This window comes from Ensifer sp. M14, assembly GCF_003355565.1.
In the GTDB taxonomy this organism is placed as follows: Bacteria; Pseudomonadota; Alphaproteobacteria; order Rhizobiales; family Rhizobiaceae; genus Ensifer.
Genome location: NZ_QJNR01000004.1, coordinates 1,729,216 through 1,743,104, shown reverse-complemented (window position 1 = coordinate 1,743,104; position 13,889 = coordinate 1,729,216). Strand labels below are relative to the sequence as shown.

Below are 13,889 nucleotides of genomic sequence, written 5' to 3'. Positions count from 1 at the left end.
GCGGGCGCTGTGTCTGAAACAGGCTGGCTATCCGCCGAAAAACCCTCGCGGATTCAAAAAGCCCGGCGATCGCTCGCCGGGCTTTCGAAGTTCTGACGTGGTTCAGCGAACCTCGAAGCGAGATTTACTCGTTTTCGAAGTAGCTGTACTTGCCGTCTTCACCCTTCTTCCAGGTGTACATGACGTAGTCCGGACGGGTGATGTCGCCCTTTTCGTCATAGCCGAGTTCGCCGATGGCGGTCTTGAACGGGCCCTTGGCCTTGATCGCTTCGGCAACGGCCTGCGGGTCGGTGGTGCCGCCAGCCTTGGCAGCTTCAGCCACAACCTGCAGCGCAGCGTAGGCGTAGAGCGTGTAGGCTTCCGGCTCGAAGCCGGCAGCGCGGAACTTTTCGACGAGTTCCTTGGCAGCCGGGTTCTTGCGCGGATCCGGAGCAAACGTCATCAGCGTGCCGTCAACAGCGTCGCCGGCGATCGAGGCCAGTTCGTTCGAAACGATACCGTCGCCCGACATCAGGGTGGCCTTGAGGCCCTGGTCCTTCATCTGGCGCATGATCAGGCCGGCTTCGGTGTGCAGACCGCCGTAGTAGACGATCGAGACGCCGGCTTCCTTCATCTTGGCGATAAGAGCCGAGAAGTCCTTGTCGCCGGTGTTGATGCCTTCATAGAGGGCTTCATTGAGGCCGGCTTCGTTCATCGACTTCTTGGTTTCATCGGCAAGGCCCTGACCATACGGGGTCTTGTCGTGAATGACGGCGATCTTGGCGTCCTTGTGGTTGGCAGCAAGGAAGGCGCCGGCAACGGCACCCTGCTGGTCGTCACGACCGCAGGTGCGGAAGGTGTTCCAGAGGCCGCGCTCGGTGAACTGCGGGTTGGTGGAAGCCGGCGTTACCTGCAGGATGCCGTTTTCTGCATAGACTTCGGAAGCCGGGATGGACACGCCCGAGTTGAAGTGGCCGACAACGAACTTCACGCCGTCAGCAACGAACTTGTTGGCGACCGAAACGCCCTGCTTGGCGTCGGAAACGTCGTCGCCGAGCACAACCTTGATCTGTTCCCCATTGATACCACCGGCAGCATTGATGTCTGCAGCAGCCTGTTCGGCACCTTTCTGCAGCTGTGCGCCGAAGGCAGCGTTCGGGCCCGTCAGCGGGCCAGCAACGCCAACGAGAATATCAGCCCATGCGGTGCCGCTGAAAGCGACCATCGCCGACAGGGCAACGGCCGACAGAAGAGACTTTTTCATTTTGTTACTCCCAATTATCCGAGCGGGTCTCGTTACCAACCTGCGCAATGCCCACCGTAATTCGCGCCGGTATTTCTTTCGCACCGGCCGCGGCGGCCGGCGCGCGCTGTTCCCTTTATTTGGCTTTCCAGGAGAAAGGCGAAGCCTTCTCATAGAGCCAATAGTAGTTATTGGTCATTTGCTTGGTCCGATAGTACCGGAAACCTATGGTAGCAAACAACAAAAGTACGACCGTGTCTACGATATAGTAATGCAGACTGAACATCGTGCCTTCGAAGAGGGCGTGGTGCACAAAGCGGATACCAAGCCCCAGAAGCGCCACGTACACAAAGAGGCGCGGAAGCTCCTCCCAGCCTTCGGCGACGCTCTTTCCCGTTCTCCACGCGGTCCAGCCGCCCAGAACACAGGTAATGAAAAGAAACTGCCAGATCGACACTTCTTCGTAGAGAATACCCTGCATGTCACAAACTCCAGATGCGGCGCATCAATGGCGGCCGCCTTCGAGATAGGCCGCGCGGACTTCCGGATTGGCGAGCAGTTCCTTGCCCGAGCCGCTCATCGTCACGCGGCCGTTGACCATCACGTAACCGCGGTCGGAAAGCTTCAAGGCGCCGAACGCATTCTGCTCGACGAGGAACACGGTGAGCCCCTCTTCCTTGTTCAGCTTCTTGATGGCTTCGAAGATGCCCTTGACGATGAGCGGCGCCAGGCCGAGCGAGGGTTCGTCCAGCAGCAGGAGCTTCGGACGGGCCATCAGCGCGCGGGCGATCGACAGCATCTGCTGCTCGCCGCCCGACAGCGTGCCACCACGCTGGGCCTGACGCTCCTTCAGCCGCGGAAACAGCGTGAACACCTTCTCGACATCCTCGTTGAAGTATTTGAGGTTGTCGAGGCTTGCGCCCATCTGCAGGTTTTCAAACACGGTCATGCGCGGGAAGATGCGGCGACCTTCCGGAGACTGCGCGATGCGAAGACGCGCGATCTCGTGCGTCGGCATACGGGTGATTTCCTCGCCTTCGAACATGACCGCACCGGTGCGCGCCTGCGGGCTGCCGCAGATCGTCATCATCAGCGTCGACTTGCCGGCGCCGTTGGCGCCGATCAGGCAGACGATTTCACCGCGATGCACTTCGACATCGACGCCGCTCAGCGCCCGGATGTTGCCGTAGTAGGTCTCGACGGCCTTTACTTGCAGGAGAGGCGCACTCATTTCTTGGAGCCTCCCTGTCCGCCTTCGATTTCCTCGATTTCTTCGATCACCTCTTCAACCTCTTCATCCTCGACACCCAGATAGGCCGCAATGACCCTTGGATCGTTCTTCACGAAATCCGGGTTGCCGTCGGAAATCTTCTGGCCGTATTCCAAAACGACCACGTGGTCGGAAATCTCCATGACCACCGACATATCGTGCTCGATCAGCAGGATCGACGTGCCGGTTTCGCCGCGAATGCTGCGCAGTAGCTCGTTGAGCGCCAGCGATTCACGCGGGTTGAGGCCGGCAGCCGGTTCGTCGAGGCACAGGAGTTCTGGCCCGGTGCACATGGCACGGGCGATTTCGAGCCGCCGCTGGGCGCCGTAGGGCAGATCGCCGGCCGGGTCGTCGGCGCGATCGACCAGCGACGCCTTTTCCAGCCAATGGCGGGCAAGCTCGATCGATTCCTTCGAGGCCTGCTTGTAGGCGGGAAAGCCGAGCAGCCCGAGGAATGTGTAGCCGGATGCCTGCATCAGCTTGTTGTGCTGCGCGACCAGCAGGTTTTCGAGCACCGTCAGACCGGAGAACATCCGGATGTTCTGGAACGTACGCGCGACCTTGGCCTGCTTGGTGATCTCGAAATCCGGCAGGCGTTCCAGCAGATATTCCTTACCGGACTTCTGCTTCATGGTGATCATGCCCATCGTCGGCTTGTAGAAGCCGGTGATGCAGTTGAACACCGTGGTCTTGCCGGCTCCGTTCGGGCCGATCAGCGCGGTGATGTCACCGCGATAGGCTTCGAAGGAGAAGTCGTTGATGGCCATGAGACCGCCGAAGCGCATCGACAGGTGCTCAACCGAGAGAATGGGGTCTTTTTTCATTGTCGTTGTCGTTGTCTCGAGGGCCATCAGCCATGCCCTTCCTTGGTGAAGCTGCCGGAGATCGCCTTGCGTTCGCGCAGGAACGCTGTCGGTTCACGCGAGCCGACAAAGCCACGCGGTTTCCAGACCATGACGACCACCATCGCCAGACCGAAAATCAGCATGCGGTAGAGTTCCGGCGTGAAGTCCGGCCCGAAGATCGCCTTGAGGAAGGAAAGCTCGCGCAGGATTTCCGTGCCGCCGATCATCACCGCAGCGGCAATCGCGATACCGGTCAACGAACCCATGCCGCCAAGAACAACGATCGCCAGAATGACGGCCGATTCGAGGAAGACGAAGGATTCCGGCGAGACGAAGCCCTGGCGCACGGCGAAGAACGCACCGGCGAAACCGCCAAACATGGCGCCCGTAGCAAAAGCCGTCAGCTTGGTCGTGACCGTGTTGATGCCGAGCGAGCGGCAGGCGATCTCGTCCTCGCGCAGCGCTTCCCAGGCGCGGCCGATCGGCATGCGGCGAAGGCGGATGGTGACATAGGCGGTCAGAAGAGCGAGCGCCAGGATCAGATAGAACAGGAAGATCTTGTAGTAGGCCGACGACATGGAAAGCCCCATCATCGCGGCAAAACCATCCTTGGATGCGTCGAACTTGATGCCGAACAGCGTTGCCTTGGCGATACCGGAGACGCCGAACGTCCCCTTGGTCACCTCGGTCCAGTTTATGAGAACCAAACGGATGATTTCTCCGAAGGCGAGCGTGACGATCGCGAGATAGTCACCCCTCAATCTCAAGACAGGGAAGCCGAGGATCATGCCCCAGAAGGCGGCAAGGATGCCGGCGACCGGCAACAGGATCCAGAAGGACAGGCCGAAGTAGGTCGACAGAAGCGCGTAGGAATAGGCGCCGACCGCGTAGAAGGCGACATAGCCAAGGTCGAGCAGGCCTGCGAGACCGACGACGATGTTCAGGCCCCAGGCGAGCATGACGTAGATCAGGATCTGGACGCCGAAGTTATCGACCCATTTCAACGAACCCTGCACGCCGACAAGCGCGAGGATCACCGGTGGATAGAGGACGAGCGCGACAATTGCGATCTTCGAGAAGTTGCGCTTGAAGAATGTCTCTTCCTTGACGACGTCCTCGGCCTCAGCCTTGGCCGCCTTGCGGCGCGCCATGGCCGGCTGGACGTAGGCGACCATCAGGAACCGGCCGACGGCAGCCACGATCACGAAGATCGAAAGCAGACCCCAGCGCTGGTTCAGCACCAGCTCGTTGCGAATGTTCTGGTCGGACTTCAGACCGACGAACAACACGAAGAGGCCGAGTGAGATCAGGCCCGCGAAGACAGCCTCGCGCAGGGCCCGCGCCGTCAGGTCACTGCCGGCGCTTGCAGATGTAGAAGCAATGTTTGCCATTGAATTATACCTTCTCGACTTCCGGTCGTCCGAGTATGCCAGACGGCTTGAAGATCAGGACGATTGCGAGAATGGAGAACGTCGCAACATCCTTGTAGTCGATGGTGAAATAAGCGGACCAGAGGGACTCGATGAGGCCGATCAGCAACCCGCCGAGAACAGCGCCCGGCAAGGAGCCGATGCCGCCAAGAACAGCTGCAGTAAAGGCCTTGACCCCCGGAACAAATCCGTCGGTAAAGACGACCACACCATAATACATCAGGTACATGGTGCCGGCGACAGCGGCGAGCGCCGCGCCCATGATGAAGGTCACCGAGATGGTGCGGTCGACATCCACACCCAGGAGTGCAGCCATCTTGCGGTCCTGTTCGGTTGCGCGTTGGGCGCGACCGAGCGGCGTCTTGTTGACGATATACCAGAAGATCGAAAGCAGGACCGCCGTGATGATGATGATGATGATCTGCTTCAGCGAAATCGTGATGCCCATGACCTCGTAAACCGAGGAGACGAGCGGCGGGATCGGCTTGTTGCGTGGACCCTGCGTCACCTGGATGAAGTTCGAGAGCGCAATCGACATGCCGATCGCGGTGATCAGCGGCGCCAGGCGGAACGAGCCGCGCAGCGGCCGATAGGCCACCTTCTCGATCGTCCAGTTCCAGAGACCTGCGGTCAGCATGGCGACGACCATCATCAGCAGCAGGGCAAGTACAACCGGGACGCCTGCGATGAATGTTGTGAGAAGCAGAAAGACAATCAAGGCGGCAAAACCGCCGAGCATGAAGATATCGCCGTGGGCGAAGTTGATCATGCCAATGATGCCGTAGACCATGGTATAACCAATTGCGATCATACCATAAATAGACCCAAGAGTCAGCCCGTTGACGAGCTGCTGGACGAAATACTCCATCAATCTTCCCCTGGACCAGATCCATAAGGTCCGGTCTCTTGTTTTTCGAGCTCATTGTTGAGCGTTCTGTTTGATCGATTCCATACCTCTTTCAAACGAAAAGAAAAGCTAAAAAACGTGGGACCGGCAAAATCTTCGCCGATAAAATCGATTTGACGCTTTTGAAGTCATAAAAAACAAAAAAAATGCACGCCTCGCCTGCGGAATAGTCAACTTTAGTCTAAAATCGCGTGCAATCCCGGCTGTGGATGAATCGGCAAGCAACAAGACCAGCTTGCCGATCCGAGCGCCTCAGGCACGCATGCGTTGACCGTTTGCGTCGAACAATGGGTAGGGTTGCAGCCGCGCCGGCAGGATCTCGCCGAGCAGTTCAATCGCCCAGTCCCCCTCCTCGTCGGCGATCTCCTTGGGCACATAACCGAGCGCCACCGATACTCCGGTGGCATGGGCATAACCGCCCGAGGTCACCCAGCCGCGCACGGCACCGCCGAAATAGATCGGTTCGTCGCCGATGACATCGGCATCGCGTGTCTCGATCAGGAAGGTGCGCAAACGAAGCTGCCCGCCTTCGGCCTTCTCGGCGATTGCCGCCGCCTTTCCGATGAATTCCGCTGGCTTGCCGAGCGCCACGAACCGACCGAGGCCGGCCTCCAGCGGACCGTAGAGCGGCCGAAATTCGCGCGACCAACTGCCGAACGACTTTTCGACCCTGAGCGCGTTCAGGGCGCGAAGGCCAAACAGCCTGATGCCAAACCCTGCGCCCTTCTCCAGGATCAGATCGAACAGATAGCGCTGATATTCCGGCTTCATCCAGATCTCGTAGCCGAGATCGCCGGTGTAGCTGACCCGCCCGACGATCGTCGGCGCCATGCCGAGATCCATGCGACGAATGTCCATGAAGGCAAAGGCCGAATCACCGACATCGAGATGGGTCAGTGCCGCCAGCACGTCCCTCGCCTTCGGCCCGGCGATCGATAGACCGACCAACTCCAGCTTCAATGGGCGGATCGAGACCGATCCGTCCTGCGGCAGGTGCTTCTCGAACCAGCGCATGTGGTAATCCTCAGCGATGCCGGAGCCGATGAGGAGGAAATCCTGCTCTCCCAGCTTGGCAAGCGTGAAGTCGCCGATCAGCTTGCCGTCGTCCTTCAGCATCGGCGCCAGCGACATCCGGCCGGTCACCGGGATACGGCAGGCAAGCATCCGGTCGAGCCAGCCTTCGGCGCCCGCCCCCTTGATCTCGTATTTGGCAAAGCCGGAGGTTTCCATCAGCCCGACGCCGGTGCGCACGGCGCGGGCTTCATCGCCGACCGTGTCGAAATCGGTCGAGCGGCGCCAGGAGAAGTGATCCTCGACACCTGGAGGTGCAAACCACAGCGGTGTTTCCAGGCCATAGGAGGCGCCGAACACGGCACCGGCCGCCTTCAGCCGGTCGTAGATCGGCGTCGTCAACAGTGGCCGACCCGCCGGTAGCTCCTCATTGGGATAGCGGATCGAGAAACGCCGCGAGTAATTCTCGCGAACCTTGGCGTTGGTATAGGCAAGCGTGGCGAAGTCGCCATAGCGTGCCACGTCCATGGCAAAGACGTCGAAGCCCGGGTCGCCCTCGATCATCCAGTTGGCGAGCGCCAGGCCGACGCCGCCACCCTGGCTGAATCCGGCCATGACGGCGCAGGCCGACCAGAAGTTGCGCAAGCCCCTGACCGGCCCGACCAGCGGGTTTCCATCCGGCGAGAAGGTGAAGGGGCCATTGATGACCTTCTTGATCCCGGCCTTGTTGAAGGCCGGGAAGTGTCGGAAACCGACTTCAAGCTCCGGTGAAATGCGGTCGATATCTTCGGCCAGCAGCTCATGGCCAAAATCCCAGGGTGCCGTCACCGGCGACCAGGGGCGGCAGGCCTTCTCATAGGTGCCCATCAGCATGCCGTTACGCTCCTGGCGCAAGTAGATCTCGCCGTCAAAATCGACGCAGTGCATCAGCTCCTTGCCACGCGTCTGATTGAATTCGATGACCTCAGGCATGTCCTCGGTGATGAGGTACATGTGCTCCATCGCCAGCACCGGCAGTTCCAGCCCAACCATGCGGCCGACCTCGCGCGCCCAGAGGCCTGCCGCATTGACCACATGCTCGGCAATAATTTCGCCCTGATTGGTGATGACCCGCCAGGAACCGTCCTCGCGCTGCACCAGATCCTCGACCTTGGTGTGCAGATAGATCTCGGCGCCATTCTTCTTGGCCGACTTGGCATAGGCATGGGTGGTGCCATAGGGATCGAGATGGCCCTCGACCGGGTCGAACACCGCGCCGACGAACTGATCGGGATCGAGCAGCGGCATCAGGTCGTGCGCTTCCTTCGGCGTGAGCAGCTCGGCTTCGAGCCCCATGTAACGGCCCTTGGCGAGGATCGACTTCATCCAGTCGAAACGCTCCCTGGTCGCGGCCAGCATCATGCCCGAGGTCATGTGCAGGCCGATGTCCTGGCCGGAATAGTCCTCGATCTCCTTGTAGAGCTCGACCGTGTATTTCTGCAGCTTGGCGACGTTGGGGTCGCCGTTGATCGTGTGCATGCCGCCGGCCGCATGCCAGGTCGAACCGGAGGTCAGCTCGGATCGCTCCAGGAGCACTACGTCGGTCCAGCCGAACTTCGTCAGGTGGTAGAGGACCGAGCAACCGACAACACCGCCACCGATCACGACGACTCTGGCATGGCTTTTCATGCGCGCACTCCGCTTTCCCGCGCATCCGGGCGAAGCGCGGCTCGATTTACAGGGGAAAAGGATCAGGCACGACTGCCGTCCGCTGAGGTCCGTTCCCGCACGGGAACGGCACGTGGCGAACAGGTAAAAGCCTAGTCAGAAAGACGGCTGCGATAAAGACGTGGCTGCGAAGAACGCTTGTCCGTTTCCGCCATCCGCTGGCGGATCGGCGACCCAAATGCGGCATTCGATGCCGCATTTGATTTCATTCGGAAAAAGCAGCCGAAAGATCGAACGGACGCCCCATTGTCATCACGTCCTCGAACAGCGATTCGGCAAAGCTGCGCGAAACGATCAGCTCGAAGATATCCTCGCCGGTGCGTGAGAGGTTGATGGCGATATGGCCGCAAAGCACGTTGGTGCTGCCACCGAGTGCGAAGGCTGCAGGGTGAAGATCAACGCCGATGCCCTTGGCAAGGATCTGCCGCGCCGACGGCCCGGAAAGGCGCAGAAGAACGCGGCCATCGCTCTGGTCGATCACATGCGCCTGCGTGCCACACAGCATGTCGAGACGGCGCATGAGGCCAACAGGCGTGTCGACCTGCGACACCACCAGCCATTCACCTGGTCCGCAATAGCGCAACGACAGGTCGGGCGTCGACGAAAGCGCCCGCTGCACCGCCGCATCAAGCCCTGCATGGGCAAGCACCGTGGCAATCGCCTGCCAATGGCCGACTTCGAGGTGATCCACATGCGCCGGCTTCGGTGTGCCGCGCAGCTTCTGGTCGAGAGCATGGCGGTTGTTGTAATCGCGGACCATCAGCGCCTCCTCAGGCTTTCAGCTTCTTGTTTTCGGGATCGACGAACACCGGGTCGCAGACCTCGGCGACGACCTCGTGATCGCGCAGCTTGTCCCAGACGACGATCTTTTCGCCGTAGCGCTCGCGCCCGGATTTCAGGAAGGCGAGCGCGATGTGCTGCCCCAGCACCGGCGAGTAGCCGGTGGAGCTGATCCAACCCTGATCGTTGAGCGTCGACGGCTTCATGCCCTCTTTCAGAAGATGAGCGCCGGCACGCATGTCCTTGTCCTTGTCCACCGGCTTCAGACCGACAAGCTGCATGCGGTCTGCCGCCGTCAGGCCATAGCGTGCCGACAGGTGTTTGCCGATGAAATCGGGCTTTTGTGCCGAAAACATGCGCCCAAGCCCGGCATCGTCGGGCGTCACCCGGCCGTCGAATTCCGCATGGGTCAGAAGCCCTTTTTCGAGCCTGAGCACGTTCAGTGCCTCGACGCCGTAGGCGCAGATCCCATGCGCCCGCCCCGCCTCCATGATCTGCTCGGCCACCGCCTCGCCATAACCGGCGGGAACAACCAGCTCGAAGGCGAGTTCGCCGGAAAACGAGATGCGGAACAGCCGGGCATGGATGCCGCCGCGAAGCACCATCGAACGCGCCGCCAAGAACGGGAAAACTGCTTCCGAGATATCCTCGTCGATCAGTTGCTGCAGCACGTCGCGCGCTTTCGGTCCGGCAATCGCCATCTGCGCCCATTGATCGCTGACCGAGCAGAACCGGACCTTGAGATCGGGCCACAGCACCTGTGCGCAATAGTCCATATGGGACATGACAGCGCCGGCCATGGCGGTGGTCGTCGTCACGAAGAAATGGTCTTCCGCCAGCCGGCTCACGGTGCCGTCGTCGAAGACGAAGCCGTCCTCGCGCAGCATAAGTCCGTAGCGGGCCTTGCCGACCGGCAACTTCAGCAGGGCGTTGCAATAGAGCCGGTTGAGAAACTCGGCCGCATCCGCCCCGAAAACCTCGATCTTGCCGAGCGTCGACACATCGCAAAGTCCGACATTGGCGCGAACGTTGAGAACTTCCCGGTCGACGCTTTCCCGCCAGGTCTTTTCGCCGGCGCGCGGGAACCAGGCCGAGCGAAACCAGAGACCGGAATCGACGAAGGTCGCGCCGTGCTTCTTTGCCCATTCATGCAAGGGCGACTTGCGGGTCGGTGTCGCATGGCCGTCGCGGGACATGCCCGCCAGAGCGCCGAAGGACACCGGCGTATAGAAAGGCCGGAACGTCGTCGTGCCGACCTCGGCCGGGCTCACGCCGCGCATGCCAGCGAGAATGCCGACCGCATTGATGTTGGAAAGCTTGCCCTGGTCGGTCGCCATGCCGCTGGTGGTGTAGCGCTTGGCGTGTTCCACATGGCCAAAACCCTCGCGCAACGCGAGACCGAGATCCTTGGCGTGCACATCGTTCTGGAAATCGACAAAGGCCTTCGACTTGGCGCCCTGCACATACCAGAGGGCTGCAAACGAAGGGTCAGTCTCGGGCTCAGTCACCGGCAACTGTGCTGCGGCGGCATTGAAGCCCAGTTCGGCGGCAATCGCCGTCGCCTTCTCGACACCGTCGCGCAGGCAGCCGCCAAGCGTATAGACCCCATTGGCCGATCCGACGACACGAAGGCCGTTGCCGACATCCGGTGCTGCGAATGCCTTCAAATCCTCCGACCACACCGGCCGGGCACCGCGCTGGCAAGCGAGATGAATGACCGGGCTCCAGCCACCGGACATGCCGAGCGCATCGCAGGCAATCAGTTCCTCGAAACCGGAGCGCTCGACGACAATGCCGGATAACCGCTGCCGGCCCTTGGTATCGACGATCGCACCGGAACGGATCACTCGCACGCCATCGGGCGCCGCGTCGCTCGCCTCCGCACGGCTGTCGACGACCGCCGAGACTGTCACCCCTTTTGCCGCCAGGCCACGCGCTGTGCGATAGCCGCTGCTGCCGCTGGTGAAGATCGCCACCGATTTGCCGGCGGAAACGCCATAGCGCTCAGCGTAGGTCGAAACGGCGCCGGCCATCATGACGCCGGGACGGTCATTGCCTCCGAACACCAGCGGCCGCTCTTCGGCGCCGGTCGCCAGCAAGGCGCGTTTGGCCGCAATGCGCCAGACGCGTTCGGTGGGCAGCTTGGCCGAGGGTTCGGCCACATGTTTCTGCACCCGCTCGACGGCACCGAAGACATTATCGTCGTACCAGCCGAAGACAGTGGTTCGCGACAGAAGCGTGACGTTGTCGAGAGACAGCAATTCGGCCACGACCCGCTCGGCAAAGGCCGGCGCCGGGGAATCGCCGATCGTTTCCGTTTCCGACAACAGCGATCCGCCAAGACGAAAATCTTCGTCGGCAAGGATGACGCGAAGACCGGCCCGGCCGGCCGTCAGAGCAGCCATCAACCCTGCCGGGCCGCCGCCGACGACCAGCAGATCGCAAAAGGCCCAGGTCTTTTCGTAGCTCTCGGGGTCGCGTTCGAGCACGGCCCGCCCGAGACCGGCTGCCCGCCGGATCACCGGCTCATAAAGCTTTTCCCAGAGCTGGCGCGGCCACATGAAGGTCTTGTAGTAGAAACCGGCACCGAGAAACGGCGAAAGCAGGCCGTTGACCGCGCCGACATCGAAGCCGAGCGAGGGCCAGCGGTTCTGGCTCTTCGCCGTCAGACCAGCATAAAGCTCGGCAACCGTCGCCTTTGTGTTCGGATCGCTGCGGGCGCCCGAACCGAGCGTCACCAATGCGTTCGGCTCCGACGGCCCGGCGCTGACGATGCCGCGCGGACGGTGGTACTTGAAGCTGCGGCCGACCAGCAACTGGTCGTTGGCGAGAAGTGCTGAGGCAAGCGTATCGCCGGCAAGGCCGCGCAGCGGCCGGCCGTCGAAGGTGAAGCTCAAAACCTTGCTGCGATCGACGAGGCCGCCGGAGGAAAGGCGATAGGCGCTCATCGCTGGGCCTCCCGCGCCGCGGCAGCACCATCGACAACCGAATAGACCTCGTGGGTCACCGTATCGCGCTCGACAACCAGGAAGCGGCGACAGCCGGCGACATGGTGCCAATGCTCGACCGTGCGACCCCGCGGATTGGCGCGCACATAGACATAGTCATGCCAGGCTTCATCCGAGGTCGAAGGTGCCGGCCGAACGAGCGAGGCATCGCCACGGATTGTGAACTCTTCCTTCGGGCGAACCCCGCAATGAGGACAGGTGATCAGGCTTGCCATTGTCTTCCGTATCCTGGAGCCCCAACGCGGCTCGCTCATATTCCTGGGTAGCCGGATGGTCGTCATCCGGTTCGCGCCGCTCTAGTGAAGGTTCGGCTGAGGGCCGGCACCGGCCTCATCGACAGCATAACCGCGCGCGAAACGGTCGAGCCTGAGCGCCCGCGCCACCGGATGGGTGTCGTTCCTGGCGATCAGATGCGCGAAGCAGTAGCCGGACGCCGGCGTCGCCTTGAAGCCGCCATAGCACCAGCCGCAGTTGAGGTAGAGGTTGTCGATCGAGGTGCGGTCGATGATCGGCGAGCCGTCCATGCTCATGTCCATGACGCCGCCCCAGGCGCGCAGCACCCGCACGCGCGACAGGCCGGGGATCATCGAAACCCCCTCCTCCATCACATGCTCGGCCGTCGCCAGGTTGCCGCGCTGGGCATAGGAGGAGTAGCCGTCGATCTCGGCGCCGAAGACCAGCCCGCCTTTGTCCGACTGCGAAATGTAGAAATGCCCGCCGCCATAGACGATGACGTGATCGATACACGGCTTCAGCCCCTCGGTCACGAAGGCCTGCAGCACATGGCTTTCAAGCGGCAGCTTCAGATCCGCCATCTCGCCGACGCGCGAAGAATTGCCGGCTGCCGCCAGCGCCAACTTGCCGCAACCGATGAAGCCCTTCGAGGTTTCAACGCCGGTAACGACGCCGTTTTCGCGACGAATGCCGGTGACTTCGCAATGCTCGATGATGTCGACGCCGTGCTGGTCGGCACCGCGGGCGTAACCCCAGGCGACGGCATCATGGCGAGCCGTGCCCGCGCGCCGCTGGAGAAGGCCGCCGAGGATCGGGTAGCGCGCGTGGTCGTAATTGAGGAAGGGGATCATCTTCTTCAGCTGTTCGCGCTCGATCAGCTCGGCGGACACGCCTTCCATCCACATCGCATTGCCGCGCCTGACATAGGCGTCGCGCTGGGCGTCGCTGTGGTAGAGCATGATAACGCCGCGCTGGGAGAGCATGACGTTGTAGTTCAGGTCCTGCTCCAGCCCCTCCCAGAGCTTCATCGAAAACTCGTAGAAGGGCTCGTTGCCGGGCAGCATGTAGTTGGAGCGCACGATCGTGGTGTTGCGACCGACATTGCCCGACCCGAGATAACCCTTCTCGAGCACCGCGACATTCTTCACGCCGAATTCCTTGGCGAGGTAATAGGCGGTCGCAAGACCATGGCCACCACCGCCGACGATGATCACGTCATAATGGGATTTCGGCTGCGGCTGTCGCCATTGCGGTTTCCAGTTCAGGTTTCCGGAAAGGGCGTTCCTGACGATCGAGAATGCGGAATAACGCATGAAGGCATCCAGTTCAGTTGCGTCGGCACATTTGCACAGCCGGCGCGAGGAGCAAAGATGCAAGCTTCTCGCAGGTGCAAAAATCAAGTCGGCCTTTTGCCGCAACCGCCGAAAACCTTTCGCACACGCGCCTGAGACAGGACATTTCGCGCGAACCGTCGA

General features: G+C 61.4%; 11 protein-coding genes. All 11 read right to left on the bottom strand.

The annotated features are described in order from the left end of the window. Positions 1-124: 124 nt before the first annotated feature. A complete protein-coding gene (locus tag BLJAPNOD_RS08255) occupies positions 125-1,243 on the bottom strand; it encodes a branched-chain amino acid ABC transporter substrate-binding protein (RefSeq protein WP_025428142.1) in 1,119 nt (372 codons plus the stop codon). Between the two features lie 115 nt (positions 1,244-1,358). Then, complete coding sequence (locus tag BLJAPNOD_RS08250; RefSeq protein WP_077503259.1) at positions 1,359-1,703, bottom strand: DUF6867 family protein; 345 nt, start codon at positions 1,701-1,703, stop codon at positions 1,359-1,361. Positions 1,704-1,727: 24 nt separating this feature from the next. After that, the gene (locus BLJAPNOD_RS08245; RefSeq protein WP_115419472.1) at positions 1,728-2,453 is read right to left on the bottom strand and encodes an ABC transporter ATP-binding protein; all 726 of its coding nucleotides are present in this window, start codon (positions 2,451-2,453) and stop codon (positions 1,728-1,730) included. Beyond that, the gene (locus BLJAPNOD_RS08240) at positions 2,450-3,343 is read right to left on the bottom strand and encodes an ABC transporter ATP-binding protein (RefSeq protein WP_077503257.1); all 894 of its coding nucleotides are present in this window, start codon (positions 3,341-3,343) and stop codon (positions 2,450-2,452) included. The genes BLJAPNOD_RS08245 and BLJAPNOD_RS08240 overlap by 4 nt, the downstream gene beginning before the upstream one ends. Next, on the bottom strand, positions 3,343-4,728 hold the full coding sequence (livM, locus tag BLJAPNOD_RS08235) for a high-affinity branched-chain amino acid ABC transporter permease LivM (RefSeq protein WP_115419471.1): 1,386 nt from the start codon (positions 4,726-4,728) through the stop codon (positions 3,343-3,345). The genes BLJAPNOD_RS08240 and livM overlap by 1 nt, the downstream gene beginning before the upstream one ends. 4 nt (positions 4,729-4,732) lie before the next feature. Next, positions 4,733-5,635 carry a branched-chain amino acid ABC transporter permease gene (locus BLJAPNOD_RS08230; protein WP_077503255.1) on the bottom strand — a complete coding sequence of 301 codons (903 nt, stop codon included), beginning with the start codon at positions 5,633-5,635 and terminating at the stop codon, positions 4,733-4,735. Between the two features lie 291 nt (positions 5,636-5,926). After that, on the bottom strand, positions 5,927-8,353 hold the full coding sequence (locus BLJAPNOD_RS08225) for an FAD-dependent oxidoreductase (RefSeq protein WP_115419470.1): 2,427 nt from the start codon (positions 8,351-8,353) through the stop codon (positions 5,927-5,929). A gap of 244 nt (positions 8,354-8,597) precedes the next feature. Then, complete coding sequence (locus BLJAPNOD_RS08220; protein ID WP_115419469.1) at positions 8,598-9,152, bottom strand: sarcosine oxidase subunit gamma family protein; 555 nt, start codon at positions 9,150-9,152, stop codon at positions 8,598-8,600. Between the two features lie 10 nt (positions 9,153-9,162). Beyond that, complete coding sequence (locus BLJAPNOD_RS08215) at positions 9,163-12,120, bottom strand: sarcosine oxidase subunit alpha family protein (protein WP_115419468.1); 2,958 nt, start codon at positions 12,118-12,120, stop codon at positions 9,163-9,165. Next, entirely contained in the window at positions 12,117-12,395 is a 279-nt protein-coding gene (locus BLJAPNOD_RS08210) for a sarcosine oxidase subunit delta (RefSeq protein WP_115419467.1), read from the bottom strand. Before BLJAPNOD_RS08210 ends, BLJAPNOD_RS08215 begins: the two co-directional genes overlap by 4 nt. Before the next feature lie 81 nt (positions 12,396-12,476). Further along, positions 12,477-13,727 carry a sarcosine oxidase subunit beta family protein gene (locus BLJAPNOD_RS08205; RefSeq protein ID WP_115421193.1) on the bottom strand — a complete coding sequence of 417 codons (1,251 nt, stop codon included), beginning with the start codon at positions 13,725-13,727 and terminating at the stop codon, positions 12,477-12,479. Between the last annotated feature and the right edge of the window lie 162 nt (positions 13,728-13,889).

Bases quoted from the DNA above. Each gene is read 5' to 3' on its own strand.
- BLJAPNOD_RS08210 (WP_115419467.1), bottom strand. From the start codon at position 12,395: ATGGCAAGCCTGATCACCTGTCCTCATTGCGGGGTTCGCCCGAAGGAA.
- BLJAPNOD_RS08250 (WP_077503259.1), bottom strand. From the start codon at position 1,703: ATGCAGGGTATTCTCTACGAAGAAGTGTCGATCTGGCAGTTTCTTTTC.
- BLJAPNOD_RS08240 (WP_077503257.1), bottom strand. From the start codon at position 3,343: ATGGCCCTCGAGACAACGACAACGACAATGAAAAAAGACCCCATTCTC.
- BLJAPNOD_RS08245 (WP_115419472.1), bottom strand. From the start codon at position 2,453: ATGAGTGCGCCTCTCCTGCAAGTAAAGGCCGTCGAGACCTACTACGGC.
- BLJAPNOD_RS08215 (WP_115419468.1), bottom strand. From the start codon at position 12,120: ATGAGCGCCTATCGCCTTTCCTCCGGCGGCCTCGTCGATCGCAGCAAG.
- livM (WP_115419471.1), bottom strand. From the start codon at position 4,728: ATGGCAAACATTGCTTCTACATCTGCAAGCGCCGGCAGTGACCTGACG.
- BLJAPNOD_RS08205 (WP_115421193.1), bottom strand. From the start codon at position 13,727: ATGCGTTATTCCGCATTCTCGATCGTCAGGAACGCCCTTTCCGGAAAC.
- BLJAPNOD_RS08230 (WP_077503255.1), bottom strand. From the start codon at position 5,635: ATGGAGTATTTCGTCCAGCAGCTCGTCAACGGGCTGACTCTTGGGTCT.
- BLJAPNOD_RS08255 (WP_025428142.1), bottom strand. From the start codon at position 1,243: ATGAAAAAGTCTCTTCTGTCGGCCGTTGCCCTGTCGGCGATGGTCGCT.
- BLJAPNOD_RS08220 (WP_115419469.1), bottom strand. From the start codon at position 9,152: ATGGTCCGCGATTACAACAACCGCCATGCTCTCGACCAGAAGCTGCGC.
- BLJAPNOD_RS08225 (WP_115419470.1), bottom strand. From the start codon at position 8,353: ATGAAAAGCCATGCCAGAGTCGTCGTGATCGGTGGCGGTGTTGTCGGT.